The organism is Streptomyces sp. RLA012 (assembly GCF_056270325.1).
In genome coordinates this window covers 6,625,181-6,650,384 of sequence record NZ_JBWDPA010000002.1, presented here as the reverse complement: position 1 = coordinate 6,650,384, position 25,204 = coordinate 6,625,181, and the positions used below count along the sequence as shown (strand labels likewise).

The window sequence follows — 25,204 nt, the reverse complement described above, 5'->3', positions numbered from 1 at the left end:
GTTCGCCTGCGCTTCGGTGTGCGATGCGTCTGCATCTGACCGGCACAGCGCGACGGGGAGGGGAGCCCGATTGGTCTTCGGGCTCCCCTCCCCGTGCAGAAGGGAGGAGCGTCACCGGCAAGCGCCGTTGTGCGGACGCTTTTTCAGGTGCCGCGTGGTTCGTTCGTCGCCAGCAGGTGACCGCGGCTGATCGCGACGCGGAGGACGTCTCGTAGGGCCCCGGTCAGGTCCTTCGCCAGGCGTTGCTTCTCCTCCGCGTCCGCGTCCTGGTCGTCGAGTGTTTCGGAGGCTCGCTCCAGCAGCTCGGCCGCCGTGCCGAGTTGGACCGCCTCGATGTTGTCCGCCAGGCGGGACATGAAGCCCTCTCTGTCGTCGGTGCTCAGGTAGCAGGGGTTGCCTCCGGGGCCCGACCACGGGAGGAGCCGCAGTTCGTCTTGTGTCGTCATCCTTGCGTCTGCCTCTCGTCGATCACGTGGTGGGTGGTGAAGACCGCGTCGATGCGGTCGCCGGGGAAGGCCAGCAGCGCGGCTTCGACAACGCGCCCGGCGGGGTCGGTCGCGGTGCGCGTGATGGCGAGGACGGGCACGGTGGAGCCGATCCGAAGGGCCAATGCTTCGTCCGGTGTCGGCGGGCGGGCGCATACCGCCTCCCTGACAGCGGCCGGCGCAGGACCGAGCACGGCGAATCTCGTGGCCGCTTCCCCGTACACGGATTCTTCGCCGAGCACTCCGGCCGGTGCCAAGTCGCGCGGGATGTAGATGCGGGCCAGTCCGTGCGGTGACGATCCTTCGAGGCTGAGGCACGAGAACTCGGCGAGAGGGCTGCCCGCAGGAACGTTGAGCAAGGTCGTGAGATGTCCGTGCGCTTGAACCGTGGCGCTGTGAACGGTGACGTGCAGAGCCGCTTCGGCCGCGGTCCACGGGTCCAGGGTTCCCCAGCCGCCGACGTACATGATCTTGCGAAGGGGAAGGCGAACGAAGTTGCCCTTGCCGTGGATCTTCTCGACGAGGCCCTCCACCTGAAGCACAGAGAGAGCTCTTCGTAGCGTCACCGTGCTGACCTTGTACCGGTCGGCCAAGTCGGCTTCGGACCGCAGGCGTTCACCGGGCTGTATGCGGCCAGTCGCGATCTGGCGGCGGAGGTCGTCCGCGATGTTGTGGTGACGAGAGGGCACGGACACGGTCACCGCCTTCTCATCGACCGCACGGCGACGAGCCGGGTACGCGCGTGGATGGTCAGCAGCTCGCCCGACTCGAAGACCAGTTGCTTGGCCCCTTGGGAGAGCTGGAAGAGGTCTCTCACCCGGCAGGCACGGCCGCCGAGTTGGATGACGTCACCGCGCTGCACGGTGGCCGCGGTGACCTCGATGCTGGCGACCAGCGCGCCGCCGGGGGCCCATGCGCTCATCGCTCCACCTCCGCGGTAGGGAATCGGTCGGCTGCCGGGTGGCACGGGCAGTCGCACGCTTCGTAGATCACAGGAAGGTCGGCCGGGGCCGAAGCCGGGGAGGACTCCGCGCAGGCCGGGTGCGTGCCGACGCGGCAGGCGGTCGAGCGGTAGGAAACGGCCGAGGCGTCCGCGATGTGGAGATGTCGGCGAGACGGCATTGAGGACTTCGAGGGCATCAGTGGACCCCCGTGAGGGCCGACCACGCATGGATCGGCAGATGGCGAGCGACGACCACTGAGCGCGTGCGGACGCGCTTCTCCCAGGCCAGCACGTACGGGCGGACGAGGGCGATGTCCTCACCCGCGAGCGAGTGCCGGTGCTCCGCGTCGGTGTAGGCCCGGCCCAGGATGACCGTCAACGCGTCAGCGGACGTGAGGAATTCGGAAGCGGTCAGCGGGTGGACGGGCGTTAAGGGGCGGCGGTGCCTTCCCTTGACGGAGTGACGCGCCCTGGTGAGGGGGACGGCGCGGCGGATACGGTTGAGCACGCTGTTCAGCTCCTATCGCTGATGGCCCGGTCCCCCGACATCGCCCGTCGTGGGGACCGTTTTGCGTACGACCGCCCAGAGGGTGCGGCCGTTCAGGCTGGTGGCGAGGAGCCCGAACCGATCTGCCTCGGCCACCACTTCCAGGACCTCCCGCCAGGAATCGACGGAGAGCGATTCCGGCACCTCCGCTTCGACTGACGTATGTAAGGCGTGCTCCTCCAGGCGCACGGGGAGCCCGATGGCGGACAGCCGGGCAGCGAGGGCCGCCGCGCTAACTCCCGAAGCGGGCACAGGGCAGCCTCCGTCACCGGCAATCACTTTGCGTGAAGCTAGTTAACTAGATTAGAGCTAGTGGACTAGATTTTCCATATGCCTGAGCAGCCGCCCTATCTCCGCATCGCCGACGAACTCCGGCGGCGGATCGCGGAGCACGTATGGGAGCCAGGGGACCGTCTCCCGTCCCGCGCCCAGATCGGCCAGGAATTCGGCGTGGGCGAGAACGTGGTCCGTCGGGCTCAGGAGTTGCTGATCTCGCAAGGCGTGCTGGAGGGCCGCGCCGGATCGGGCACGTACGTCGCCGAGCCCCGGAAGCGGGTGCGGGTGGTGCGTTCATCGGCGCGCGAGCAGCCCCAAGGGTCCCCGTTCCGCACGGACATGAAGGCACTGGGCAGACAGGGCGACTGGGAGAGCCGGACCGACGCCAAGGTGCCGGCTCCTGCGGAGATCGCGACCCGGCTCGGCGTCGTCGAGGGCGAGCTGTGTGTCCGGACGGTGTACGAGTTTCTGGCTGACGGCAGGCCCGTACAACTGTCGACGAGTTGGGAGCCGTACGACCTCACCGCCGGCACTCTCGTCGTCCTTCCCGAGGGAGGGCCGCACGCCGGGGAGGGTGTCGTGAACCGGATGGCCGCCATCGGTGTCACCGTCAGCCATTCCGTGGAGCAGCCGGAGCCGAGGCATGCGACCGCCGAGGAGGCGTCGCTGCTCGGCATCCAGAAGGCCGCGCTCGTCACACACATCCGGCGGACGTACTACAGCGATGAAGGACGCCCCGTCGAAACAGCGGACATCATCGTGCCCGCCGCCCACTGCGAGATCGTCTACGAGATCCCCATCAAGCGGTAGTCCATCTCAGCTCTCCAGGTCCGGCCATCCATCCCTGTTGGAGTAGCTCTCGAAGCAGTACCGGGTCGAGCGGTCCCACTCCTTCCCGGTAGCGAGTTCGTACGCCTGATCCGGCACATACAGCAGCCACTCCCCGTCACACTCGGTGGAGGTGTACGGGGCGAACTTGTCGACGTCGAAGAAGACGCCTTCCCATACGGCTTGTCCTGCGGCGACTACAGCACAACGGGCGTACAGGAACCCGTCGGCAGACTGCGGGAAGGGCTCGCCGTTCCGGCCCGTCATGTCGGCAACGGGAAGCGTCCCGAACTTCTCTTGGTCCAGGCGGTAGAGAGCCTCGGCATGTCGTTCCGCGAAGCCGATGATGTCGGGGACGGAACGGCGGCTCACCTCCTCGGCCAGGCGCTGGCAACTCGCCTGCGTGGCTTTGCCGTTCAGGGTGGCTATCAGCGCCCAGAAGGCGGCCCATGTCATTCTCACTGGCGCAGGATGTCAGAGCCGTCTGACATCCACGGCTGACATCAACGAGGCCGGACGGCGGCATACACCAGCGCCCCCGCACGACCGTCGGACCAGCCGCCGACGGCCCCAGGGGCGGGCGTGGATCGAACTCCTAAAGCGGGTGTCGCAGGTTCGAATCCTGCCGGGGGCACAGCACATTAAGCCGCCGACCTGGGGTTTCTCCCCCAGGGAGGCGCTCTACTCGGCCTCGGACTCCTCGTCCGGGGCCGTTTGCGTGAGCGGTGCATGAGCGGACGGATCGCCAGACCCCCATATCCCTCCCGACGGATCAGCACCATCCGGCACAGTGTCTTCCGCCGCGAGGGCTGCCTGTAAGGAAGTGATCTGGCCCGGTCCGAACCTGTGACCTGCGGTGGAGGTGCTGAGGATCTCGGTCGGTCTGGTCCCGGGCAAATGGATGCCGGATGTTGTCTCAGCTGATCTGCTCCGGCTCCACCGTTTGGCCTCGAGCGGCACCAAGACCCGACCAGCCGCTACTTTGTTCGCATGTCGCCGAACGAAGATCGTCAGTTTCCCGCCGCGCTCGCCGCTGCTATGGCGGTTCGGCTCGACTGCATCGGCGAGGACGGCGTCGAATTCGAGCCCTTCGAGTCCTTCCTGGACGCTGATGAAACAACCGACTGGGTCCGAGCGTGGACTGGCAACGGCGAACTGAGCGGCGACGGCTTCCGCGTGTTCGGCCAGGACGGCACCGGCGGATCCGTCGCCTTCTGGCTGATCCCCCCAGGTCGAGCGCTGGTCGAGCAGCCCATCATCTTTCTGGGTGACGGCGGCCGTGGCAAAGTCCAGATGTGCGGCCAGCCGAGTCCAGGCTGATGGCCACCGGAATTCCAGGTGGATGGCCGTCTGACCAGTGGTGTTCCTGATCACTTCCTTAACTGGAGGAGACCCCTCCGACCGTTTGCTGGTGTTTGCGCGCATCAGCTACCGGCCGGAGAGGTCCTGTGACGAAGTCTGACACGGAGATTATGGAAATCCTTGAGGCGTACGACCTGACCGGGACGGTCTGGTCGGCGGCGGCCTTGACGGGGCACGACCCGAAGACGGTCAAGCGGTATGTCGAGGCCCGCAACGGCGGGCGCAATCCCTATGAGCGAGAGCCCCGGCCGAAGATGATCGACGCGTTCGGGGAGAAGGTCGAGGAGTGGGTCGAGCAGTCGAAGGCGACGATCCGCGCCGATGTGGTCCACGAGAAGCTCGTGAAGATGGGCTACCGGGGCAGCGAGCGTTCGACGAGGCGTGCGGTGAACGCGTCGAAGAGCGCGTGGAAGGCGGGTAAGCGCCGCACCTACCGGCCGTGGATTCCCGAGCCGGGCCGGTGGCTGCAGTTCGACTGGGGTGAGGGGCCGCGGATCGGCGGCCGGCGGACCTGGCTGTTCTGCGCGTGGCTGTCCTGGTCGCGGTTCCGAGTTGTGATCCCGGTCTGGGACTGCACGCTGGGCACGCTGGTGGCCTGCCTGGACACCACGCTCAGGCGGATCGGCGGGGCTCCGACGTATGTGCTGACCGACAACGCGAAAACGGTGACCGTCGAGCACATCGCCGGGATCCCGGTACGTCATCCGCAGATGGTCGCCGCAGGCCGGCATTACGGCTGCCAGGTGGTCAGTTGCGTGCCCTACGACCCTGAGTCGAAGGGCGGTGCGGAGGCCACGGTCCGCATCGCGAAGGCCGACCTGGTGCCCACCAGCGCGAACCTGCTGGCCGCCTACGACACCTTCACCGATCTCGCCGATGCCTGCCTGACCTGGTGCGATGCGGTGAACTCGCGCCGTCACCGGGCGACCGGACAGATACCCGCGAGCCGTCTGGACGTCGAACGCACCACGCTGCATGTCCTGCCCATCGAGCCGCTCGCGCTCGCGCTGGGCGAGGAGAGGCTGGTCGGCTCGGACCGCACGATCAGCTTCAACGCGGTGCGCTACTCGACCCCGCCGGGCTATACCGGCGTGAGGGTGTGGTGCCGGGTGGTCGGCGAAGAACTCTCCATCACCGCCCGTACCAACTCCGGTGATCTCTCGGAGATTTGGCGCCACAGGCTTTCCACCCCGGTGTTCCGCAGATCATCGACGCCCACTATCCCGACCATCCCGACGGCCGCAGCATCCACCAGCCCAGGCTGCGGCCCCGCTCGGAAGCGGAGATCGCGTTCGTGGGCATCGGCCCCGGAGCCGGACGCTGGCTCAAGGAAGCCGGACCCGCCGGCGCGGTCCGTATCCGCGCCAAGATGGCCCGCGCGGTCGAGCTGGCCACCGTCCTGGGCAACGACAAGGTCGACCAGGCCCTCGGACTTGCGGCGACGGCCGGGCGCTTCGCCGACGACGACCTGCTCTCGATCCTGGGACACATCGCGGACAGCAAGCCCGCCGGCGAGGTCGTCCGCGCGGACGAAGCCCACTCCGTCCAGAACGGAACCATCGGCTGGCAGGCCCTGGGCAACTGAGCCAACACGCAGCCCACCACATCATTCTGACGACACCTCACCCAAGAGAACGGCACCTCCATGAGTTTTCCCAACCCGCCCGCGATCCCCGAGGAACTCGACAAGCTCATGCGCCGGATGCGCCTGCCCTATATGCGCAAAGCGGCCCCGGACGTCCTGGCCACCGCCCGAGCCCAACGCTGGGACCCCGCCGAGGTTCTGCGGCTGCTGATAGCCGAGGAGGTCACCGGCCGCGACGCGGCCACCCGGCGTCTTCGCCGCCACTCGGCGAACTTCCCCACCGGCAAGACCCTGGGCTCCTGGCGGGCCGAGGACTCCACCATCCCCGAACCCACCCAGAACTCCCTGACCACCCTGGAATGGATCGGCCGCGCCGAAAACTTGGTGATCGCCGGCCCGTCGGGGACGGGCAAGAGCCACTTCACCGAGGGCCTGGCCCAGGCTGCGATCGAAACCGACATGCGGGTGTCCTGGTTCACTCTGGAGACGCTGAGCGCCGCGATCGGCAAGTCGAAGGTCGATGGGTCCACCGCACGGACTGTCGCCCGGATCTGCCGGGCTGATTTGATCGTGATTGATGACATTGGCCTGCTGCCGGTCGGTGAGGACGCCGCCGAGGCGTTCTACCGGATCATCGATGCCGCCTATGAGCGCCGGTCCATCGCGGTGACCAGCAACATCCACCCCTCGGGCTTCGACACGATCATGCCGAAGACTCTCGCGGGCGCGAGCACCGATCGCCTCATGCATCACGCACACCTTGTGAACACCACCGGGGACTCGCATCGCCTCGCCGAGGCCCTCGCAGGGAAGGGAGTGGTCCCCTTGAACTGACCCCCACCCCAGGAACACCACCGGCCACACGCCTGGCTTTCTGATGGCCACCAGCCTGGGCCTCCAACGGCCACCTACCTGGGCATCTCAATGACCGTTGACAGGAGCTGGGGTGAGTGGTGGGTGGGCGCGAGTGAGATCATCACGTATGGCGTTGATTAAGTACATGACAAAGGCCAGAGATGAGCGATGGTGGATACAGGGTCTCGGGCTCATGGCCGGAGCGGCCTGGGCTGGCTTCCGCGCTTTGAGTAACGGACGACCGCCACTACTGCGGGTGGGCTTCGGCCTAGCGGCGATCGGTTTCCTGGCTGCAACTGCGGGACTCATCATCGACCGAATTCGAGCAACCATGCGAGGTCGCAGAGGTTCCACGGATGACACTGCCGCAGGCGAGCCGCAAGAGCCTTGATCGATGCCGGTTCGAGGGGGCCGCGAAGCGTGCCACTTCCGTGCCAGAACGGGCGGGGACTCACGGGGAATCGAGGTGCACCAGGGTGCGTACCTCCCCACGCCTCCCGAGGCAGGGATTCCCAGGTCAGACCTGTGATCCCCCAACCTCGCTCCTAAAGCGGGTGTCGCAGGTTCGAATCCTGCCGGGGCACAACACAGTAAGCCGCTGACCTGGGGTTTCTCCCCCAGGGAGGCGTACTATTCGGCCTCGGACTCCTCGTCCGGGGCCGTTTGCGTGAGCGGAAGGACGTTCCCGTCGTGGTGGGCCAGAGGCTCGGCCGCCCCGAGTTGGGTCGGCAAGCCATACGCATCTGGCACCAATACGTATTCCGGCTCGCTCAGGAGGACCACGCCGCGAGGAGTTCCGCCGGGCCGTACGCAGCGTCGAGCCCCGCGCAGTCGGTCCCGCTGCGCGAGACAGCGATCACAGGCACGGGAGTAGGCGTGAGCGCGGCGCGGTGTCGGTGCAGCGCCGCGAGATCGTGCCGGTCGAACGGGGAGTTCTCCAGCCACTTCACCGAGCCGACGAACAACAGCTCCTTGGCGATCGGCGCGCGGTCCGCTCCCACGACGTCGATCTCGACATCGTTGGTACGGGTCCAGTAACCGCCGATGGCGGGGGCGGCGGGGAGGTTCGCGTCGGGCAGCAGCCGTGCCAGCGCCTCGCGCACCAGAGGTTCAACGGCCCTGCCACGCCAACTGGTCCAGTTTTCGCGGATGCGCCGCAGCGTCAGGTCCCCCCGGCCCCGCTCGATCTCCTGCATCGCCGGACCCAGGAGCTTCAGCCAGAAGCGGAGGTAGGGATCCGCGACCCGGTAGCGACGATCCTTCGAAGGCCGCGTGGACACAGGAAGCTCCGCCGCGATCACCCGCTTGTCCGCAAGGATCCCCAGCGACCGCTGTAGCGGCGTCGCCCCGATCCCGCCGGCGGCGCGGGCAATGTTGGAGAACGTCCGCTCACCGCTGCCGATCGCCGAGAGGACGGTGCGGGCTTGCACCTGCTGGGGGAACTCCGCAGCGAGCGAGCGCTCCGCTGACACCAGCAAGGCCGAGACCGGATCACTGAGTGCCGCCTGCAGGAACTCCCACATTCCGGCGCCGTGCGTCCACTCTGCACAGATCAGAGGCAGTCCACCGGTGATCAAGGCCGCATCGAAGGCGGAGGCAGGCTCGAGACCGAGCATCTCGCCTACCTCCGCCGGGTTGAGCGGCCCCAACACCATCTCCCGTCCGCGCTGGTGGAACGGGCGTCCATAGCTGTTCAGCGCCTCCATCATCGACAGGTCGGAGCCGATGAGAACCAGCAGGACCGGCTTTGTCTCCAGCGCTCGGTCCCAGGCCCGCTGAAGCATGCCCTCGAAGGCGCCCTCCGCATCCATCAAATAGGGCACCTCGTCCATGACCACCACGCTCGCCTGGTCCTGCGGCAGTGCCGCCGCCAGTACATCGAAGGCGGAATCCCAACTCGCCGGGCGGGCCGCGGACAGCAGATTCGCCAGCGGAAGGCTGGACGACTGCGCATCCTGGCTCAGCCGCTCCAGGTCCGCCCCCGGCGACGCCCCTGTGGCGGCATAGAAGAGGAACGGCGCACCGGACCTCTCGGCGAACCGCTCCACCAACCGCGACTTACCCACCCGGCGGCGCCCTCGAAGCATCACGCACCGCCCGGGCCGCTCCCCACCGACCCCGGCCGTCACCTTGCCCAGCTCGCGATCCAGCGTCTCGAGCTCGTTCCGCCTGCCTACGAAATCCGCCATGTCGTCACCTTCCAGAGTGCTCCTTAACATCATCACGGATACTAACATCACAGTTAGCAACATTAGCGTTAGTGTCAGAGGTCTGTTCGGAAGGATGCCGCTTACCCCGGTACACCCATGGGAGAAAATCAGCCTTCGGCGCCACAGCATGGTCCGCCACTGGACGCCCCACGGCCGCCGAATGCGTGAGCGGCGCGTGAGCGGACGGCGGACGGCGTAACAGGAGTCGTCCTGAGCCGGATGGCCGGTCATGCCGCGCGGCGCTGATCAGGCAAAAGAGCACCATGCGGCACAGCGAAGCACCACCCACCAGAGATTCGATCCCACCCCTAAAGCGGGTGTCGCAGGTTCGAATCCTGCCGGGGGCACAAGGGAAAAGGCCCCGGACCGATCATGGTCCAGGGCCTTTGACATCCACGTCTGACGTCAACGAGCACGGTCACTGACGACCGGGGTCCTTCCTCCTCAGAGCGCGGGGAGGGCAGGATCTTGGGCATGAGGATTCTGGTCTTGGGCGGTACGTGGTTCCTGGGCAAGAGCGTCGTCCTGGAGGCACTTCGTCGCGGCTGGGACGTGACGGCGTTCAGCCGCGGCCGGTCCGGGCAGGACGTACCAGGGGTGCGGCCGGTGCGCGGGGACCGGACGGAAGCGGCGGACCTCAACCGGCTTGCAGACGCGGGCCCTTGGGACGCCGTGATCGATACGTCGAGTTCCGAGCCCCCGCCCCGCGACGTGCGCCTCGCCGCACGGGCACTGTGCGGTGCGGTAGGTCGGTGGGTGCATGTCTCCACCGTGTCGGTGTACGCGGGCTGGCCGCACCAGCCCCTGACCGAAGCATGCGAAATCCTGGAGTGCCCATCGGACGCGGACGAATCCTTCGGTTACACCGGCGCAGACGGTTCGCCCACCAAGTACGGATTCCAGAAGGCCGGTGGGGAACGGGCGGTCGCCGAGGCGTTCGGCAAGAGGGCGGTATTCCTGCGGCCGGGGGTCATTCTCGGACCCGGTGAGTACGTGGGGCGGCTGCCGTGGTGGCTGAACCGTGCCCACCAGGGTGGAACGGTGCTCGCGCCGGCTCCAGCCGATCGACACATCCAGCCGACCGACGTACGCGATGTCGCGCCCTGGACCAGGCAGCCGCGACAACAGGCGGCGCCTACAACGTGGCCCACTCCGAGGGGATGACCTTCGGGGACTTCCTGCACACCTGCTTCACCGTCACAGAATCGGACGCGCATCCGGTATGGGTGGAGCCGGAGGTGCTCATCGAGCATGAAGTACGGCAGTGGACCGAGCTGCCCCTCTGGCCTACGCACACGGGCGTGTGGTCGGTGGACTCCAGCCGCGCTGTCTCAGCCGGGCTACAGTGCCGGCCGCTGCGCGAGACGATCACGGACACGTGGGCGTGGTTGCGGGCCGACGGCCGTCCCGTGGACCACCCGCGGTGGGCCGAGCACGGGCTCGCCCCCGAGAAGGAGGCCAAGATCCTGGCTGCCCTGGCCTCCACGCCCTGAAGCGGCTCAGCCTTCCAGGGCGGCCACCGCTCCGGCTCCCGCACCGAGTTGATGCTGGGCGGCGAGTCGGCTGAACTGTTCCAGGCGCTCGCCGACTTCGCTCGCCAGAGGCGTCCGGCGGAAGCGTTCGTCAGTCAGTGCCCGGCGGACGCGCGCTGTGCGGGTCAGCAGGCCGGTGGCACGTTGGTCGCTGGGCACGATCCAGACGGTTTCCAGGGCGTCGGCGGCTCCGTCGAGATCGCTGCTCAAGAGCCGGGCTGCGGCCAGATCCGCGGCCGCACCACCCAGGACGCGTGCCGAGCGGAGCGTCTCGGGCTTGTTGGTCACCAGTTCAAGCGCGGTGCGGGCCGCAGCCTCGGCCTGTTCGCGATCGCCGAGCAGCAGGCAGGTCGAGCTGTTGGACATGGCGAGCCGTTCGTCTGGGAAGCCGAATTCTCCTGCCACGCCGTCGTGCAGGTCGTCGGTCTCTCCACGTCCTGCACGGCGGGAGGCATCGAGTGCCTGCTGGGCCGACGTGGAATCGCCCCGGTGACCGTGTGCTCGTGCCTCGATGGCCGCCAGGCAGCGGTGGGCGAGGTCGCCGAGCCCAGTGAACATTTGTGCGCGCTGGGCGATCTGCGCGGCTTCGGCTGGTCGGCCGGAGAAGTAGGCGATGTAGGCGAGGGCGCCACCGGCGAAGGCCCGCAGTGGTGTGAAGCGGGCGGTCTCCCCGTATAGGGCGGCGGCGCGGGCGAGGCGGGTGGCGCCGTCGAGCGAACCGAGATCGAAGGCCGCGGCGGACAGCAGCGCGCAGGCTTGTCCGGCGATGAGCAGCAGGTCCTGCTGCCGGGTGGGAACGTGGGTGCGGTCGCGGTGCTGTTCGGCCTCCTCCCTCAGCTTGCGCGCGGCCTGGAGCACTTCGAACGCCGAGAAATTGTTGTAGCGGCGGGCGAGTTCGGCGACGTCGTCGCGTAGCTGGTCGAGGGTGGTGTCGGAGATGGACGCGGAGGCGGCGGCGCCGGCGTCGGTCTTGGGGTCGTCCTCGTACACTTCCCAGCCGCCCACGACGAGTTGCTTGGCAACGGTGATGAGCCCAGCGTCCAAGTGGGTGTCGGTCCACTTCTGGCCGCATGCCTCACCGCGGCGCAGCCCGCGGAACGCGACCAGGTGGAACAACGCGTACAGACGGTCCTCCGCGACGTGGTCGAGGAAGAGGCCGGTGTGCTCTCCAACGCTCCGGTCAACGCCGCAGCCGCCGTCCCGACCCCGCAACCGTCGCGCACACTGCGGCGCTGATCACGACCCCGCGGAAACCTGGGACTCCGGCAGTCTGACTCCATAGGCCACTCTCCATCCCCGCACCAGCGGGCCCGGCCTCCCCTCCCCCAGAGGCCCGGGCCCGCTGCCTTGCGCGAGGGCCCCGAACATCCGCCATGGGGAGAGCGGACAACCGGGATCCGAGTGACGGGCGACGCCACGAGGGGTGGAGCAGGCAGGCCGGTCTACTGCCAGCCGTGTTTTGTGAGAGGGCCGCCGTCGTCGAGGTAGCCGCGCAGGCCGGCCTCCGGGTACTCAATGATGTCGTCGGGCAGGTCGTGCACGGTGAACCACTCAAGGGCGAGGCACTTCTCAGGCTCCTTGTTGACGGCCTGCCCTTCCCATTCGGTGGCCTCGAAGAAGAAACCGATCCGCTCCACCTGCGCGTCCTGCCGGTGGTGCACGGTCTGGACCAGGCGAAGGTGAACCGGGTCGACGGTGATGCCGGTCTCCTCGTACAACTCCCGGGCGGCGCCGTCGGGAAGGGGCTCGCCTTGGTCGAGCTTGCCCGACGGCATGTGCCATCGGCCGTGACCGTAAGGGCCGCCCCGCTGCGAGAAAAGGATTTTGTCGCCATCGCGGAGGATGACGTGAGTATCGATGACGGGCTGTGCCGGTTGTCCGCTCATGTTCCTTGGGGGGTCGGATGGGTGGGTGGGGTGACCGACGCTATCGGCAGAGCCGGGATGGCGTCGGCGATTCGGCCTGCTACATCCGGTGGGGTGGCATTGTTGGTGTCGAGATGCAGCACCTTCACCCCCTGCGTCATCAGCTGGGATGCGGCATCGGCGTAGAGCTCGACTTCTCGGCCGGGCGCCGAGGGGTCGAGATGGAAGCGATGGGTGACGCCGCGCGTTGCGATGCGTTCGGCGATGAGTCCCGGTTCCGCGGTGAGGATCACGGTGAAGCTTCCCCTTGATCGTGGACACCTGGAGACTGGGACGTGAAAGCCCAGAGGAAGCAGTGCCAGGTGGGAAGCAAGTACACGAATCGGTACTCGGACGAGTACAAGCGGGACGCGATCGAGCTCGTGCGGTCGTCGGGCCGGACGGTGACCGAGGTCGCCCGGGAGCTCGGGGTCAGTTCGGAGTCGTTGCGGGGCTGAGTGAAGAAGGCCCGCGCCGCCCAGGACACCGGATCGGTCCCCGCCGCCGGGCGGGCCGGGCACAGTGCCGCTGACCGGGACGAGGAGCTGAAGCGGCTGCGGAAGCTGACCGCCGAGCAGGCCAAGACGATCGAGATCCTGAAAAAAGCGACCGCCTTCTTCGCGAAGGAAAGCGACCGGTGAGCGAGACATGTCGGTTCATCCATGCGGAGAAGGCGAACTACACGGTCGTGCTGCTATGCAGGGTGATGGAGACGGCCCGCTCTACGTACTACGCGTGGGTGGCCGGAGCCGAAGCCCGCGAGGCGAGGCGGGGGGCCGATGAGGCCCTGGCGCACGAGATCACGGTGATCCACCTCGCATCCCGGCGGAACTACGGCGTCCCGCGCGCCACCGCCGAACTGCGCCGGCAGGGCCGACCGGTCAACCGCAAGCGGGTGGCACGGGTCATGCGGGAACACGGCATCGCCGGGAACAGCCGGCGCACCGGCCGCCGCAGCCTGACCAAGGCCAACACCAAGGCCGCCCCGTCGCCGGACCTGATCGGCCGGGACTTCACCGCCACCCGCCCCGGCACGAAGATCGTCGGGGACATCACCTACATCCCCACGGCCGAGGGCTGGCTCTACCTCGCCTCGTGGCTGGACCTGGCCACGCGCGAGATCATCGGGTACCCGATGGCCGACCACCATCGCGCTGAACTCGTCGTCGACGCCCTGGACATGGCCGTCGCACCGGGTCGCCCGGAACCCGGCTGCGTGATCCACAGCGACCGCGGATCGGAATACACATCCGGACAACTCCGCGACAGAATCAGCAAGTTGGGACACCGGCAGAGCATGGGCCGAACCGGAAGCTGCTTCGACAACGCCGCCGCGGAGAGCTTCTGGGCCGTACTCAAAGAGGAGATCGGCACCCGCTTCTGGCCCGACCGGGCCACCGCCCGCGCCGGCATCTTCGACTTCATCGAGACCTTCTACAACAGACGCCGCCTGCGCAAGCACATCCACTGGGGCTACCTCACGCCCCACGAAACACGCCTGCGCTACCGGCAAGACCAAGCCCTCGCGGCGTAACAACAACGTGCCCAAGATCACGGGGAAAATTCAGTCTGACGAACATTCTGAAGCCCGGCGATGAACCCTTGGACAGTGCGGATGCCCTCCGGCGCAGGCCAAGTCCGGCTGGCCAAGTCCGGGCTGGCCGAGGTGCCTGCTGGAGGTCCAGGCAGGAAGGCTCGATTCCGTCCGAGTGCCAGTCGAGCGCTGGTGTTCCTGTTGCGAGCTTGCGGCATGGGGCGTTGCTTGGCTCCGAGCGCGAGGCGCAGGTGCCGGTATACGGCATCGAGCTCCAGCAGCTCCGGCCCACCAGGCATGCCTGTGCGAAGGACTTCCAGGAGCTCGCCGGTGAAGGCCGTGTAGGTCTCGCCTGGCGGCGCCAGGGCGTAACTCGTCTCCGACGCTGCCGCCAAGAGGTAACTTCCCTCCACAGATGCTTGATCCACCAGTTCCGGCGTGCCAGCCATCGCCCCGAGGGCCAGGCCGCCGAAGCAGCAGTCCAACACGATCACCTGCCGCTCTGCTGGACCATCCAGAACCGCTTGGCGCAAATAGTCGTAGGGAAGCCCCGACTCCACGCGCTGCTGATGGGACTTGGGCAACGCAAGTTGCAAGGCGTTATGCAGGTCGATCAACCCGTGTCCTGCGTAGTACACGAGCAGCGTGTCGCGGGCCTGCTTGGCAGCGGATCTGAGCTCCGCCATCACTTCATCGTTGGATGCCGGGTTCGACACCACCACACAGTTCTGCGACGGCAGACCCCAGGAAGTGGGGAGACAGAGGGCATCAGCAAGCGCGGTGAGGTTGTTAGCGACCGCCGGAAGCTGCTCCAGGTGATCAAATCGACTGGAGCCGATCAAGACGGCCCGTGATGCTCCTGGGTCGGGCAGCACAGTCACTCGCCCTGCCCCTCCTCGTCCTGCCTCCCGCTCAGGATGCGGATCACGCGCTCCACTTCCTCGTCGCTGCAGTTCGTGAGCGAGACGGTAGTGTCGTCGCGGCTGATCGTGATCTGGGGATTCTGCGGTCGCGTCCGCTTCCACGCCACCACGGCCATCACGAACGAGGCCGCACTCCACCCGTTCTCGGTCACCAGCTTGATCACCTCGACAGCGGAGCCCATTTGCCCTGGCTGGAGTGATGGTCCCTGCAGCTCCAGCGTGGTCGATCGGCGCGCAACCGCGTCACTCCGCAGCCAAGTGTGGAGTGAGCGCAGGTCACTCGCACCGTGTTCCATACGCAGATCAACGCGCACAACGCCCCCTGTCCCCGTACGAACTATTCCGGCTCGACACCTGCGATCCCATCGTCGGCCAAAGTCGCAGGCCACGAGAGGCATTCGCCGGAACGATGTGCGGCGCCATCTCGGTAACCACTCGCTCTGCTGCACAGGCGCCCTTGCGAAACGGATTCAGCACACATGAGGCCGGGAAACCCCGCGAACACGCGAGAACTACGGAGGGGTGTTTTCCCAGGCCAGGCACCCTGTAGCCGACGTTTCTGCAGGTCACAGCCCCACCCAGGGAAAACTCCTAAAGCGGGTGTCGCAGGTTCGAATCCTGCCGGGGGCACAGAGAAACGCCTGGTCAGAGGCCCTTCCGTCCGTCGGAGGGGAGGGCCTCTGCGGTTGCAGCACACGTACGGCACCGACGCCGCGGCCACCTACAGTTGCTGCTCCCACGGATTGACCACCAGAGCCCCGGTTCGGGCCATGTGCTTGATGTTGCGTGTGGCCACCGTCCAGCCGTTGGCCAGGGCAGTGGCGGTGATCAGAGCGTCCGGTGGGTCGATGCTGGTGCCGGCGGCCTTGAGCGTCTTGTGGATGGTGAGGTAGGCGGCCGCTTCCGGTTCGCCGATAGGTGCGATGCGGTCACGGAATTCGTGCCGTACCGCAGCGAGGGCTTGTGCGTAGCGGGCTTGCCTTACGGGATCCGCGGCGGCGGCAACGCCGGCCTCGATCTCGGCCACGGTGATCACGCTCAAGAAGCGGTTGGGGCGGGCCGTGGACCGGAACCAGGCCAGGACGCGCGGGTCGGGCTTCGCCCGGGTCGTGAGCTCGGCAACGACATTGGTGTCGAACAGGTAGATCACTCGGCGTCCGTCTGCGCATCGTAGGAGCGGGCGCCGAACTCCAGACCCTCGAAGGGCCGGGAGAGCAGGAATTCCTCGAAGCCGTCGTTGCTCAGCGTCACCCAGCGGTGCAGCATCTCGGGCAGAGCCTCGATCTCCGTGTCGGCGAGCTCTGCGTCGAAGTGCCGACGCTGGTCCTCAGGCAGGGACTCCCGGATGTCACGGATGGTCCGCAGCGGATGCGACGACGGGCGCGGCGGGTGAGGCACACCGCTCGGAGCTGTGGTCATCGGCATCCCCTCCGCATGCATCGGGCTGCGTACTGCTGCTGGTCCCAGGCTACGGGTTTCCGCCTGCCCGCTCACAACTTTGGGACGAGAGCGGGGCATCCGTCAGCCTGGCCGCCGAGCGACAGCGGCAGTTCTTACGGCGTCCGCCTGGTCGTCCTCGTCAACAGGTACCGCCCCCAACCAAGTGGCCGGCCGGAACGGATTCGGCACACATGAGGCCGGGAATTGCTGGGAACACGCGAGAACCGTGGAGGAGCGATTTCGCAGGTCAGGTGCACTGGAGGCTACATTTAAGCAGGTCACAGCTTCGCCCAGGGAAAACTCCTAAAGCGGGTGTCGCAGGTTCGAATCCTGCCGGGGGCACAGCGAGAAGGGCCAGCTCAGGAGGTTTTACCTCCCAGGCTGGCCCTTCGCCGTTTCTGGCGCCGTGCCATACGCGTGCCACTACGTCCGGGTGGAGTCCTTGTCGACCTTGCCCGAGGGGTCTTCCCCGCCGTCGCGGATCATCGCGCCGAGGCGGTCGGCAATGGCCCGGTCACGGTCGCCGGTCATGTGCTGATAGATCAGCGCGGCCCGCGAGCTGCTGTGGCCCATCCGCGTCATCAGCTCCCGGGTGCTGGCCCCGGCCGTGGAGGCCGGCGTGTTGCCCGTATGCCTCAGGTCGTAGAAGTGCAGCTCGGCCGTGACACCCGCCGCTTTCCTGGCCTGGACCCAGTCGTCGGCTACTGATCGTGCCCGTCGCCTACGGCCCGCCGTCGAAGAAGCCGGACTTCAGGTCCCCGATGACGGCGTCGAGTGGATGCCCACTGACGATGAACGGTCCGCTCCAGGGCGCGCTGAGTGCGAAGAGCAACGCCAGGCTCAGCCCGACCACACTCGCAACGCCTACGATCAACAGTGACGTTCGCAGGCTGCTGCGGAAGACCAGTGCGCCGGAGTTCACGATCAAGGCCAGTCCGCTGACCACAAGCGTGACGACGTAGAGCGCGGGAACGTCGCGCGAGGCGGCCGCAACGCGGGCGCGACGACTACTGGTGACACCGTCCATGGAAACCACCAGCTCCGTGCCTGTCGGGGTTCCCACCTCGGGCCGGGCCGCCTCGTCGCGCACACTCCGCTCCAGCCGTGCGATCGCGCGAGCGGTGGCGGGGTCGTCACCGGACGCCGCTGCTGAAGCCTCCCACTCCCTGGCACGCGTGGTCTGCAAGTAGTCCAGCAGCGCCGCATGGATCGGCTCCGACGGGACTCGCGGACTTGTCGCCGCCCATGCCAGGCGGGAGGCCGCGGCCGCCTCGTCGCTCACCAACCCCTCGGCTGCGCGCAGGTAGCCGGCCTCGCTGGCCAGTGTGAGTGCCGCAAAGATCGCGAAGGCAGCGCCGAGTGTCGGCATCAGGGGCGTGGCGATCTGCGGCACCCGATCCCGTTCCTCGACCGGTACGAGCGCCCGGACGCCGACCCGCGCCACGGCCGCGACCAGTAGGGCAAGTAGGAGCCCGCCCACAACCAGCACCACCGCCGGCAGCGAGGTCAACCAGTTCACCACATCACCTACAGCGCGTTACCGCGAGCGCCCCGCGGCGGCGGCACATCGGCCCCGCGACCTGGAGCTCCTCGCCGATCACTTTTAATGAACGCTCCATGATCACAGGTTGAACACCTTTGACGCTCGCGACGCCCGGCACGGCATCTCTTTTCGTTGGCCAAGCAGCCGAATACGCCCAGTACGAGGCCGTACTGACAACGACCGCCGCGCCCGTCTCACTTTCCGTCTCATTCAGCCTCGTTCACCGCCGTTCAGCCGAGACCGGAAGCCGATCCCAATCCGGTGGCGAGCCGCCCATGAACGCAGGTGAACGCCCCCATACACACACCCACAGCCGACCAGCCCAGTTGGAAAGCGTGCACGAAGACGGACGTGTCAGTACTGGCGCTTACAGTCCAGGGCATGACCATCAGACCATCTGCACGCTGGCGGGCCCGCGTGGACGACGAGGCAAGGGAACTCGCCTCCGGGGCGCGAGACCCGAGCGACGCCTTCTTGTCTGAACTCTTCCCTGAGTCACTGCTGACGGCGACGGACAAGGCGCTCCACGCGTTCGAGTCCAATGTGCAGACGCTCCAGGACCAGGCCGACGAGCAGATCTTCGAAGCGATCGAGCGGGTCGTTCGGACGCTGAATGAGATCAACGAGGTTCACGATGGCGCCGGCTACGAGACCGAAGAGCGCGAACAGTTGTGCCTGTACATCGATCAGACCTTGACGGAGCACGGCATCGACGTTCCGGCCCTGGCAGTGAGGCGAGGCATCAGCCGCACCGAGATCACGGATGACTGGCGAGACTGGTAGCTGCTGCTGAAGTCTGTGAGCCACTGCCGCACCACAAGCGCACCAGATCGAGCGGGGAACAACGGGGAACCACGGTGAAAGCAACCGAGCCCGACGAGACCACAGCCCAGCTGTTCGCCCAGGTCAGCGCCTCAACAGGCACTAGAACACGTCAGCTTCCCAAGCTGATTGCTCTCTAGCTGTCGTCACGGGTCGGTCCTCACGGCTTGCTCTGGTCGACGCACACACCCCGACAGCGTGGCTGAGGCCAGTGGGGGTGCAGCGAGGCACAGGCGCGCCTGGTCGGTCGGCGCACCCGCCGTCGTGGCTGACTGTCGTCGGCTGAGGAACAGACGAACCCGAGCCCACCTCTGAGTAGAGGTGCCCAGTCACCTGCCTGCGGCCAGCATATTGAGGATGTGCATCCTGGGCGGCATGCCGAATCCCCACGGCGGCCCGTGCGTGAAGGTGCACTTCCGGCTTGAGGTCGAAGACGACTGGCCCCCGGCGTCGGTGGAGAGTCTGCGGGCCGTCGACCAGGGCGACAGCACTGCACGGCTCGACAACACCCCCTGGTTCGTTCAGGAAATCGCCTGCGGCGACATCGTGGAGGTAGAGCCCGATGAGGAGGACGTGCGATGGGCCAGCGCCGTGGTTCGTCGCTCGGGGAACTGCACCATTCGCCTCATCGTGCTGCGTGAGGGCGGCTCGGGAGCCGCACGGCAGAGCGCGATCAACGCGTTTCAGGAACTCGGGGTCGACGGCGAGGGCATTGAGCACTACGACATGGTCGCTCTGAACGTCCCACCCGCCGCCGATCACGCCAAGGTGCAACGACTGCTGAACCACGGCGTCGCCAAGGAGTGGTGGGACAGGGAAGAGGGGTGCATTACCGCGGAGCGGCGGGCTGCCTCCTCCGGTTGACGCCGGTACTCCATGGCTGGGCCGTCCGAGGTCGCTCAACAGGGACCACCGACGACCGATGACGACCGCTCAACCGCAGACGAGACCCGCCCTGAGCTGCGAAAACCCGGGCCACCAACATCCCCTGCAAGACCCAGGGCAAGAAGAAGCAACCCCTAACGATCAAGCCCCCTACCAGCGAAGACCTGCGGGTAGGGGGCTTGTCGCTGTGGACGCCGATCGGCGGTCAGGCTGCCGGTATCAGCGATCGCGCGATGAGGAAGTCCCGCGATCTGACGATCAGAAGGAGACAGTGACGCCGACCTGGTGGTACTGGCCGACGGTGTCCAGGACCCCGTCCTTGACCGCGCCGAACTGAGCCACGAGGTCCGAGCCGCTGATCGCCGTGGAGCCGGCGGCGATGCCGACCTGCGGGCTCAGGCCGCCGGAGACAGTGTCGAGCACGGCGTCAGAGATTTCAAGGGTCTGAACCTGGGGAGCGGAGTTCATGATGAAACTGCCCTTCGTATGGATGTTCCACAAAGGGGAGCGGCCAAGCTGGGGATGGACGGTGGGCCGCGACCGCAGGCGCGTGCCATCCGTTTCCGAACGTCTTGGCGCGATCCCGTCGGCGCGGAGGATCAAATCACGGAGCGTGCCCGGCATCCAGTCGGTCGCCGCTCCCGGCAGGGCAGTTGAAAAAGTCGGCTTCTCATCCATGCGCGCATGCATACGAATTGAGGGCAGCTTCTCTACGTGTAGCCCCGCGCATGAAAGCGACAGCTATTGCCACGGCGGCTCCGACCAGGACAACTCCGCACCAACAGAACGCTCCCGTGCCGCAGTTGCGCATTCGCGCATTCGCTGTGCAGATTCAGTCACGTACGCATCCGCGCGCCCTTCAGCACCTTGTCCACCGCGTTCCGCGGCCCGTACACCGCCAGTCCCATCAGGTCCAGCTCCTCCGTCGGCACGGCCCGGACGGCGGCACGGTTGTCGCGGTCGTTGCCGGTCGCGAAGAGGTCGGAGGTGAAGACGGCACGGGGCAGGGCACGGCTACGGATCAGAAGGTGCCCGTGCCCCACCAGCTGCCCAGTCCATCAGGGTCCGTGGTCCGCATACGGTGTGGCCCAGCGCAAGGAGAGGGAGGCCAAGGATCGGCGAACCGGTACAGAGGTGAGCCCCATCCGTGCACGGGGCTTGACCCAAGGCCGTGCCCCCTGCCCCCTACCTGTACACAGCCACGGGGCCGCTGAGCAACAACGTGAGCCTCTACGCGACGACGGTCCCGCTGACCGAGGGCAAGCAGGTCGCCTTCGCCGGTCTCCCCAACATCGAGCGGATGCACATCTTCGCCGCCGCGATCAGCTGACCGCAGGCCCTGTCCTGCTCTGCCGCGCCAGCCAGGCGCGGCAGAGCACGGCTGACCAGCAAAGCGAGCGCGGCGGGCCGTTCCGCCACAACTGCTCCGGCACCTCCACGACCCGGTGGTACATGCACGCGTACAAACCCCGTCGACCCGGAGTTGGAGCAGCAGTTCGATCTTTCTGCGCTCCAGCTCCGGGTCGCCGCCGGTGTTCAGCGCCCGTTACGGATGCGTGGCCAGCGGATCGAGGAACGTCAGTACGGAGGCGTCCTCCTCGATCAGCGGGGTGAGGGCGGCGTTGAACGGGGCACCGTACGGGGCGCCCAGGTGCGTCTTGAAGGCGTCCTCGTCCCGGTAGACCTCGAAGATCCAGTATCCGCGCGGGTTCGCCGCCTTGGTGTAGACGTCGAAGGCCAGGTTGCCTTCCTCTTCCCGCACCTTCAGGGCGTAGTCCCGGATCAGGCGGGCGACCTCGTCCTCCGCTCCCTCTCGGGCGGTGAACTCGGCGAGCAGGGTCTTCTTCACGGTTTCGTGTCCTTGTCAATGAGCGAAGTCGAGGTGCCAGGCGACGGCCTTGTCCAGATTCACCGAGCCGATCCCTCGCATGCGGGCATGCCGGGTTACGCGTACAGGGCTCAGGATGTCTCCTTGTCCCCCGGCCATCCGCGCAGCGGTGACTGCGGTCCCGGCGCGGACGGACCTGAAAGCCCCGGGCCGAGGCCGGCGTCCACGCCGCCGACCAGGGGTGTCATCGTCGACTCATGTCATCGATGACATCGAGTGTCCGATTATGAAGCGCAATCCGGCCAGTGCGTCAACGGTTCGGGCTCGATTGCTCCGGTGCGGACCGACAGACCATCAGGCGTCGCCGACGGTCGCGAACTGCGCCAACTGGTTCGGCCACGGCGGGTTGGGGCCGGCAACCGAACAGGTCAGGGCCGCGACCTGCGCGGACAGAAACAAGCACGTCCCGGGCAGCCGGTGAGCGGCTTCGGGCGGGCGACGGCCGCGGGCGTTGCCGATTTGTGACGGGTACAAGGCATTGACGTTGCCGGGGAACGGAGTCCATCATCCTCGCCAAGCAGTGTCAACGATGACATAAGTCAACGATGACACCGAGGGACGGCATGCCCCGATGCCGGCCGTTCGCCCGCAATCCCGCAGGAGTCGTTCATGTCACGCATCTCTCGTCTGCCCTCCCCCTTGCTCAGAGCCGCTGCCTGCACGGGTGTCGCAGCCCTCGCCCTGACCGCCTGTGGATCCGGATCGGGATCGGGCACCGCGGGCACCGGATCGGGCAGCGTCAAGGTCGGTCTGATCACCAAGACCGACACCAACCCGTTCTTCGTGAAGATGAAGGAGGGCGCGGAGAAGGCCGCCAAGGAGAACGGCGCCCAACTGTCCACCGCGGCAGGCAAGTTCGACGGGGACAACGCAGGTCAGGTCACGGCCATCGAGAACATGGTCGCCGCCGGCGTGAAGGGCATCCTGATCACCCCGAGCGACTCCAAGGCGATCGTGCCCGCGATCCAGAAAGCCCGCGCCAAGGGTGTCCTGGTCATCGCCCTGGACACCCCGACCGAGCCGGAGAGCGCGGTCGACGCCCTCTTCGCCACCGACAACCTCAAGGCCGGCCAGCTGATCGGCGAGTACGCCAAGGCCGCCATGAAGGGCAAGACGGCGAAGATAGCCGCCCTCGACCTCGCGCCGGGTGTCTCCGTCGGCGTCCAGCGGCACAACGGATTCCTGAAGGGCTTCGGCGCCACCGACAAGGACGTCGTGTGCGCCCAGGACACGGGTGGCGACCAGGCCAAGGGCCAGACCGCGATGGAGAACTGCCTGCAGAAGGCGCCCGGCATCAACGTCGTCTACACCATCAACGAACCGGCGGCCCTGGGTGCGTACACCGCGCTGAAGGCCAAGGGCCGGGAGAAGGACGTCCTGATCGTCTCGGTCGACGGCGGCTGCACCGGCACCCAGGCCGTCAAGGACAGCAAGATCGCCGCGACTTCGCAGCAGTACCCGCTGAAGATGGCCGCCGAGGGCGTCAAGGCCGTCGTGACGTACGCCAAGGACGGCAAGAAAGCGTCCGGTTACACCGACACCGGCGTCACGCTGATCACCGACAAGGCGCAGGACGGGGTCACGTCGAAGGACACCGCCTACGGCCTGGACAACTGCTGGGGCTGAGCCGCTCACCCGCCCCTGGCCGCCATTTCCAAACCCGTCAGCGGGGCGGCCGCCCCCACCTCCCCGACCGGGGACGGCCGCCCCCTTGTCCTCCCACCGGGACTTCTGTCTTCCGACAAGGACTTCGCATGACAGCCACGACCACGCCGTACGCCGAGCTCAAAGCGCCGACCACGGCCCGCAGACTGCTCACGGCACCGACCACCGGCCCTCTGGTCGCCCTCCTTCTCGCCTGCGCCTTCTTCGCCCTCTCGACCGACCAGTTCCTCAGCGGCGGCAACTTCTCGCTGATCGTGCAGCAGGTGATGGTCGTCGGCACCCTCGCCATCGGACAGACCCTGATCATCCTCACCGCGGGCATCGACCTGTCCTGCGGAGCCGTGATGGCGTTCGGCAGCATCATGATCGCCAAGATGGCCGCCGAGGGCTCCCTGCCGCCGCTCGTCGCCATCGCGCTGGGCATAGCGGTCTGCGCGGGCTTCGGGCTGCTCAACGGACTGCTGGTGCAGAAGATCCCGCTGCCGCCGTTCATCGTCACCCTCGGCATGCTCAACGTGGCGTTCGCGCTGACCCACATCTACTCCGAGGAGCAGACGGTCACCAACCTGCCCGGCCCGCTGACGGCCCTCGGGCAGACCTTCCCGCTCGGCCACACCGACATCACCTACGGCTCCCTGGTCACCATCGCCCTGTTCCTCCTGCTCGCCTACGCGCTGAGCAGCACCGGCTGGGGCCGGCACGTCTACGCCCTGGGCAACAGCCAGGAAGCGGCGCGGCTGAACGGTATCCGCACCTCCCGGCTGACGATCGGCATCTACACCGTGGCGGGTCTGCTGTACGGGATCGCCGCCCTGCTGCTCATCTCCCGCACCGGAGTCGGCGACCCCCAGGCGGGACAGACCGACAACCTCGACAGCATCACCGCCGTGGTCCTCGGCGGCACCAGCCTCTTCGGCGGACGCGGATCGGTCCTGGGCACCTTCATCGGCGTTCTCATCGTCGGCGTCTTCCGCAACGGCCTCCAACTGATGGGCGTCGCCTCCATCTACCAGACCTTGATCACCGGTGTTCTGGTGATCCTCGCGGTGACCGTCGACCAGATCTCCCGGAAGAAGGTCCAATGACCGCCACCACTTCCCCCACGCCCGTTCTGCAGGCCCGTGGTCTGGTCAAGCGCTACGGCCACGTCACCGCCATCGACGGCGCCGACTTCGACCTGCTCCCCGGCGAGGTCCTCGCCGTCATCGGCGACAACGGCGCCGGCAAAACCAGCCTGATCAAGGCCCTCACCGGCGCGGTGGTCCCCGACGCCGGCGAGATACGCCTCAACGGGGAGCCCATCACCTTCTCCGGCCCGCAAAGTGCCCGCGCCCACGGCATCGAGACGGTCTATCAGGACCTCGCCGTGGCGGCCTCCATGGACATCGCCTCGAACATGTTCCTCGGGCGTGAGCTCCGCCGTGCCGGCGTGCTCGGCAGTGTCTTCCGCATGCTGGACAAGAAGCGGATGCGGCAGGAGGCCGCCGAGCACATGGCTGACCTGAAGATCGGCCTGCGCTCGCTGACGCAGTCGGTGGAGACGCTCTCCGGCGGACAGCGGCAGGCCGTTGCGGTCGCCCGTTCCGTCGCCTGGGCCCGCAGCGTCGTCGTCATGGACGAGCCCACAGCAGCCCTCGGCGTCAAGGAGTCCGGTCAGGTCCTGGACCTCATCCGCCGCGTTCGCGACAAGGGCATGCCGGTCGTTCTGATCAGCCACAACATGCCCCACGTCTTCGAGATCGCCGACCGGATCCACGTCCACCGGCTGGGCCGGCGCGCTGCCGTGATCAAGCCGTCCGACTACTCCATGGCCGAGGTCGTCGCCATCATGACCGGCGCGCTCAGCATCGACGAGGCCGGAGATACTGTCGTAGCGGATTCCAAGGCCGCGAAGGCCGCCGGAGTCCAGGCCACCTGACAGCACAACCCAGCTCTCGCAGTTTCCGGCCGAGGCCGCGGCCGGAACCGAGAGCCCTC

The 25,204-nt window shown here is 67.2% G+C and carries 31 protein-coding genes and 4 pseudogenes; 15 read left to right on the top strand and 20 right to left on the bottom strand.

The features are described from left to right. Positions 1-143 precede the first annotated feature (143 nt). The 5 genes from RV986_RS30620 to RV986_RS30600 form a co-directional block, all read right to left on the bottom strand. On the bottom strand, positions 144-446 hold the full coding sequence (locus RV986_RS30620) for a hypothetical protein (protein ID WP_475920480.1): 303 nt from the start codon (positions 444-446) through the stop codon (positions 144-146). Then, the gene (locus RV986_RS30615) at positions 443-1,186 is read right to left on the bottom strand and encodes a GntR family transcriptional regulator (RefSeq protein WP_475920479.1); all 744 of its coding nucleotides are present in this window, start codon (positions 1,184-1,186) and stop codon (positions 443-445) included. Before RV986_RS30615 ends, RV986_RS30620 begins: the two co-directional genes overlap by 4 nt. Next, the gene (locus RV986_RS30610) at positions 1,183-1,407 is read right to left on the bottom strand and encodes a hypothetical protein (RefSeq protein WP_475920478.1); all 225 of its coding nucleotides are present in this window, start codon (positions 1,405-1,407) and stop codon (positions 1,183-1,185) included. Before RV986_RS30610 ends, RV986_RS30615 begins: the two co-directional genes overlap by 4 nt. A gap of 217 nt (positions 1,408-1,624) precedes the next feature. Continuing rightward, positions 1,625-1,936 (bottom strand): hypothetical protein, encoded by a 312-nt coding sequence (locus RV986_RS30605; RefSeq protein WP_475920477.1) that lies wholly within the window; start codon positions 1,934-1,936, stop codon positions 1,625-1,627. 12 nt (positions 1,937-1,948) lie between these two features. Then, complete coding sequence (locus tag RV986_RS30600) at positions 1,949-2,227, bottom strand: hypothetical protein (protein WP_475920476.1); 279 nt, start codon at positions 2,225-2,227, stop codon at positions 1,949-1,951. Between the two features lie 78 nt (positions 2,228-2,305). Here RV986_RS30600 and RV986_RS30595 point away from each other — a divergent pair, with 78 nt between their 5' ends. Continuing rightward, positions 2,306-3,061 carry a GntR family transcriptional regulator gene (locus RV986_RS30595; RefSeq protein ID WP_475920475.1) on the top strand — a complete coding sequence of 252 codons (756 nt, stop codon included), beginning with the start codon at positions 2,306-2,308 and terminating at the stop codon, positions 3,059-3,061. A 6-nt stretch (positions 3,062-3,067) separates the two neighbouring features. On the opposite strand, the gene RV986_RS30590 is transcribed toward RV986_RS30595, so the two are convergent. After that, positions 3,068-3,535, bottom strand: a complete 468-nt coding sequence (locus RV986_RS30590; RefSeq protein WP_475924487.1) for a DUF4240 domain-containing protein — start codon at positions 3,533-3,535, stop codon at positions 3,068-3,070. A 534-nt stretch (positions 3,536-4,069) separates the two neighbouring features. Between RV986_RS30590 and RV986_RS30585 the strand changes: the two genes are divergently transcribed. From RV986_RS30585 to istB, 3 genes and pseudogenes are all read left to right on the top strand, one after another. Further along, a complete protein-coding gene (locus tag RV986_RS30585) occupies positions 4,070-4,399 on the top strand; it encodes a hypothetical protein (protein WP_475920474.1) in 330 nt (109 codons plus the stop codon). Between the two features lie 152 nt (positions 4,400-4,551). After that, positions 4,552-6,090: pseudogene (istA, locus tag RV986_RS30580) on the top strand (IS21 family transposase). Next, entirely contained in the window at positions 6,087-6,860 is a 774-nt protein-coding gene (gene istB, locus RV986_RS30575) for an IS21-like element helper ATPase IstB (protein ID WP_475920473.1), read from the top strand. The pseudogene istA and the gene istB overlap by 4 nt, the downstream one beginning before the upstream one ends. Before the next feature lie 791 nt (positions 6,861-7,651). Here istB and RV986_RS30570 read toward each other — a convergent pair. Then, positions 7,652-9,070 carry an ATP-binding protein gene (locus tag RV986_RS30570; RefSeq protein WP_475920472.1) on the bottom strand — a complete coding sequence of 473 codons (1,419 nt, stop codon included), beginning with the start codon at positions 9,068-9,070 and terminating at the stop codon, positions 7,652-7,654. A 495-nt stretch (positions 9,071-9,565) separates the two neighbouring features. On the opposite strand from RV986_RS30570, the gene RV986_RS30565 reads away from it, so the two are divergent. Together RV986_RS30565 and RV986_RS30560 are read left to right on the top strand one after the other, a co-directional pair. Then, positions 9,566-10,255 (top strand): NAD-dependent epimerase/dehydratase family protein, encoded by a 690-nt coding sequence (locus RV986_RS30565; protein ID WP_475920471.1) that lies wholly within the window; start codon positions 9,566-9,568, stop codon positions 10,253-10,255. Further along, entirely contained in the window at positions 10,252-10,584 is a 333-nt protein-coding gene (locus RV986_RS30560; RefSeq protein WP_475920470.1) for a hypothetical protein, read from the top strand. The genes RV986_RS30565 and RV986_RS30560 overlap by 4 nt, the downstream gene beginning before the upstream one ends. Positions 10,585-10,590: 6 nt before the next feature. On the opposite strand, the gene RV986_RS30555 is transcribed toward RV986_RS30560, so the two are convergent. The 3 genes from RV986_RS30555 to RV986_RS30545 all read right to left on the bottom strand — a co-directional run bounded on the left by RV986_RS30555 (position 10,591) and on the right by RV986_RS30545 (position 12,781). After that, complete coding sequence (locus tag RV986_RS30555; protein ID WP_475920469.1) at positions 10,591-11,835, bottom strand: site-specific integrase; 1,245 nt, start codon at positions 11,833-11,835, stop codon at positions 10,591-10,593. A gap of 230 nt (positions 11,836-12,065) precedes the next feature. After that, positions 12,066-12,509 carry an NUDIX hydrolase gene (locus RV986_RS30550; RefSeq protein WP_475920468.1) on the bottom strand — a complete coding sequence of 148 codons (444 nt, stop codon included), beginning with the start codon at positions 12,507-12,509 and terminating at the stop codon, positions 12,066-12,068. After that, a complete protein-coding gene (locus tag RV986_RS30545; protein ID WP_475920467.1) occupies positions 12,506-12,781 on the bottom strand; it encodes a hypothetical protein in 276 nt (91 codons plus the stop codon). Before RV986_RS30545 ends, RV986_RS30550 begins: the two co-directional genes overlap by 4 nt. Before the next feature lie 69 nt (positions 12,782-12,850). Between RV986_RS30545 and RV986_RS30540 the strand changes: the two genes are divergently transcribed. From RV986_RS30540 to RV986_RS30530, 3 genes are read left to right on the top strand one after another with little or no spacing between them, the layout of a single operon-like run. After that, the gene (locus RV986_RS30540) at positions 12,851-12,985 is read left to right on the top strand and encodes a transposase (protein ID WP_475920466.1); all 135 of its coding nucleotides are present in this window, start codon (positions 12,851-12,853) and stop codon (positions 12,983-12,985) included. Then, positions 12,986-13,168, top strand: a complete 183-nt coding sequence (locus RV986_RS30535) for a hypothetical protein (RefSeq protein WP_475915638.1) — start codon at positions 12,986-12,988, stop codon at positions 13,166-13,168. Beyond that, positions 13,165-14,061, top strand: a complete 897-nt coding sequence (locus RV986_RS30530) for an IS3 family transposase (RefSeq protein WP_475920465.1) — start codon at positions 13,165-13,167, stop codon at positions 14,059-14,061. The genes RV986_RS30535 and RV986_RS30530 overlap by 4 nt, the downstream gene beginning before the upstream one ends. 17 nt (positions 14,062-14,078) lie before the next feature. Here the strand turns inward: RV986_RS30530 and RV986_RS30525 are convergent, their stop codons facing one another. The 6 genes and pseudogenes from RV986_RS30525 to RV986_RS30500 form a co-directional block, all read right to left on the bottom strand. Then, positions 14,079-14,942, bottom strand: a complete 864-nt coding sequence (locus RV986_RS30525) for a caspase family protein (RefSeq protein WP_475920464.1) — start codon at positions 14,940-14,942, stop codon at positions 14,079-14,081. Continuing rightward, positions 14,939-15,280, bottom strand: coding sequence for an effector-associated constant component EACC1 (locus tag RV986_RS30520; protein ID WP_475924486.1), 342 nt, complete (start codon positions 15,278-15,280; stop codon positions 14,939-14,941). Before RV986_RS30520 ends, RV986_RS30525 begins: the two co-directional genes overlap by 4 nt. 425 nt (positions 15,281-15,705) lie before the next feature. Further along, positions 15,706-16,134 carry a PIN domain-containing protein gene (locus RV986_RS30515; protein ID WP_475920463.1) on the bottom strand — a complete coding sequence of 143 codons (429 nt, stop codon included), beginning with the start codon at positions 16,132-16,134 and terminating at the stop codon, positions 15,706-15,708. Further along, positions 16,131-16,403, bottom strand: a complete 273-nt coding sequence (locus RV986_RS30510; protein ID WP_362570304.1) for a hypothetical protein — start codon at positions 16,401-16,403, stop codon at positions 16,131-16,133. The genes RV986_RS30515 and RV986_RS30510 overlap by 4 nt, the downstream gene beginning before the upstream one ends. A gap of 444 nt (positions 16,404-16,847) precedes the next feature. Further along, a pseudogene (locus RV986_RS30505) lies at positions 16,848-17,126 on the bottom strand (tyrosine-type recombinase/integrase); the annotation flags it as partial. 19 nt (positions 17,127-17,145) lie between these two features. Further along, the gene (locus RV986_RS30500) at positions 17,146-17,943 is read right to left on the bottom strand and encodes a bestrophin-like domain (RefSeq protein WP_475920462.1); all 798 of its coding nucleotides are present in this window, start codon (positions 17,941-17,943) and stop codon (positions 17,146-17,148) included. Positions 17,944-18,348: 405 nt separating this feature from the next. Here RV986_RS30500 and RV986_RS30495 point away from each other — a divergent pair, with 405 nt between their 5' ends. Together RV986_RS30495 and RV986_RS30490 are read left to right on the top strand one after the other, a co-directional pair. Continuing rightward, positions 18,349-18,750: a hypothetical protein gene (locus RV986_RS30495; RefSeq protein ID WP_475920461.1), complete on the top strand. Its 402-nt coding sequence runs from the start codon at positions 18,349-18,351 to the stop codon at positions 18,748-18,750. A 414-nt stretch (positions 18,751-19,164) separates the two neighbouring features. Then, positions 19,165-19,653, top strand: a complete 489-nt coding sequence (locus RV986_RS30490; RefSeq protein WP_475924485.1) for a DUF4265 domain-containing protein — start codon at positions 19,165-19,167, stop codon at positions 19,651-19,653. A 279-nt stretch (positions 19,654-19,932) separates the two neighbouring features. On the opposite strand, the gene RV986_RS30485 is transcribed toward RV986_RS30490, so the two are convergent. Together RV986_RS30485 and RV986_RS30480 are read right to left on the bottom strand one after the other, a co-directional pair. Continuing rightward, positions 19,933-20,142: a hypothetical protein gene (locus RV986_RS30485; protein ID WP_475924484.1), complete on the bottom strand. Its 210-nt coding sequence runs from the start codon at positions 20,140-20,142 to the stop codon at positions 19,933-19,935. A 368-nt stretch (positions 20,143-20,510) separates the two neighbouring features. After that, positions 20,511-20,696: pseudogene (locus tag RV986_RS30480) on the bottom strand (DUF2000 family protein); the annotation flags it as partial. 149 nt (positions 20,697-20,845) lie between these two features. On the opposite strand from RV986_RS30480, the gene RV986_RS30475 reads away from it, so the two are divergent. Next, positions 20,846-21,004 carry a hypothetical protein gene (locus RV986_RS30475; RefSeq protein ID WP_475920460.1) on the top strand — a complete coding sequence of 53 codons (159 nt, stop codon included), beginning with the start codon at positions 20,846-20,848 and terminating at the stop codon, positions 21,002-21,004. Positions 21,005-21,220: 216 nt separating this feature from the next. Here RV986_RS30475 and RV986_RS30470 read toward each other — a convergent pair whose 3' ends face one another. Continuing rightward, positions 21,221-21,523 (bottom strand): putative quinol monooxygenase, encoded by a 303-nt coding sequence (locus RV986_RS30470; protein ID WP_475920459.1) that lies wholly within the window; start codon positions 21,521-21,523, stop codon positions 21,221-21,223. Positions 21,524-21,856: 333 nt separating this feature from the next. Continuing rightward, positions 21,857-21,964: pseudogene (locus RV986_RS30465) on the bottom strand (carbohydrate kinase family protein); the annotation flags it as partial. A 207-nt stretch (positions 21,965-22,171) separates the two neighbouring features. On the opposite strand from RV986_RS30465, the gene RV986_RS30460 reads away from it, so the two are divergent. The 3 genes from RV986_RS30460 (at position 22,172) to RV986_RS30450 (ending at position 25,145) form a co-directional block, all read left to right on the top strand. Then, the gene (locus tag RV986_RS30460) at positions 22,172-23,188 is read left to right on the top strand and encodes a substrate-binding domain-containing protein (protein ID WP_475920458.1); all 1,017 of its coding nucleotides are present in this window, start codon (positions 22,172-22,174) and stop codon (positions 23,186-23,188) included. Between the two features lie 128 nt (positions 23,189-23,316). Next, positions 23,317-24,312 carry an ABC transporter permease gene (locus tag RV986_RS30455; protein ID WP_475920457.1) on the top strand — a complete coding sequence of 332 codons (996 nt, stop codon included), beginning with the start codon at positions 23,317-23,319 and terminating at the stop codon, positions 24,310-24,312. Further along, complete coding sequence (locus RV986_RS30450; RefSeq protein WP_475920456.1) at positions 24,309-25,145, top strand: ATP-binding cassette domain-containing protein; 837 nt, start codon at positions 24,309-24,311, stop codon at positions 25,143-25,145. Before RV986_RS30455 ends, RV986_RS30450 begins: the two co-directional genes overlap by 4 nt. The last annotated feature ends 59 nt before the right edge of the window (positions 25,146-25,204 follow it).

Coding starts and splice junctions, on each gene's coding strand:
- RV986_RS30620 (WP_475920480.1), bottom strand. CDS start 446: ATGACGACACAAGACGAACTGCGGCTCCTCCCGTGGTCGGGCCCCGGA.
- RV986_RS30610 (WP_475920478.1), bottom strand. CDS start 1,407: ATGAGCGCATGGGCCCCCGGCGGCGCGCTGGTCGCCAGCATCGAGGTC.
- RV986_RS30595 (WP_475920475.1), top strand. CDS start 2,306: ATGCCTGAGCAGCCGCCCTATCTCCGCATCGCCGACGAACTCCGGCGG.
- RV986_RS30590 (WP_475924487.1), bottom strand. CDS start 3,535: ATGACATGGGCCGCCTTCTGGGCGCTGATAGCCACCCTGAACGGCAAA.
- RV986_RS30585 (WP_475920474.1), top strand. CDS start 4,070: ATGTCGCCGAACGAAGATCGTCAGTTTCCCGCCGCGCTCGCCGCTGCT.
- istB (WP_475920473.1), top strand. CDS start 6,087: ATGAGTTTTCCCAACCCGCCCGCGATCCCCGAGGAACTCGACAAGCTC.
- RV986_RS30570 (WP_475920472.1), bottom strand. CDS start 9,070: ATGGCGGATTTCGTAGGCAGGCGGAACGAGCTCGAGACGCTGGATCGC.
- RV986_RS30565 (WP_475920471.1), top strand. CDS start 9,566: ATGAGGATTCTGGTCTTGGGCGGTACGTGGTTCCTGGGCAAGAGCGTC.
- RV986_RS30560 (WP_475920470.1), top strand. CDS start 10,252: ATGACCTTCGGGGACTTCCTGCACACCTGCTTCACCGTCACAGAATCG.
- RV986_RS30550 (WP_475920468.1), bottom strand. CDS start 12,509: ATGAGCGGACAACCGGCACAGCCCGTCATCGATACTCACGTCATCCTC.
- RV986_RS30520 (WP_475924486.1), bottom strand. CDS start 15,280: ATGGAACACGGTGCGAGTGACCTGCGCTCACTCCACACTTGGCTGCGG.
- RV986_RS30510 (WP_362570304.1), bottom strand. CDS start 16,403: ATGACCACAGCTCCGAGCGGTGTGCCTCACCCGCCGCGCCCGTCGTCG.
- RV986_RS30495 (WP_475920461.1), top strand. CDS start 18,349: ATGACCATCAGACCATCTGCACGCTGGCGGGCCCGCGTGGACGACGAG.
- RV986_RS30490 (WP_475924485.1), top strand. CDS start 19,165: ATGCCGAATCCCCACGGCGGCCCGTGCGTGAAGGTGCACTTCCGGCTT.
- RV986_RS30485 (WP_475924484.1), bottom strand. CDS start 20,142: ATGAACTCCGCTCCCCAGGTTCAGACCCTTGAAATCTCTGACGCCGTG.
- RV986_RS30460 (WP_475920458.1), top strand. CDS start 22,172: ATGTCACGCATCTCTCGTCTGCCCTCCCCCTTGCTCAGAGCCGCTGCC.
- RV986_RS30455 (WP_475920457.1), top strand. CDS start 23,317: ATGACAGCCACGACCACGCCGTACGCCGAGCTCAAAGCGCCGACCACG.
- RV986_RS30450 (WP_475920456.1), top strand. CDS start 24,309: ATGACCGCCACCACTTCCCCCACGCCCGTTCTGCAGGCCCGTGGTCTG.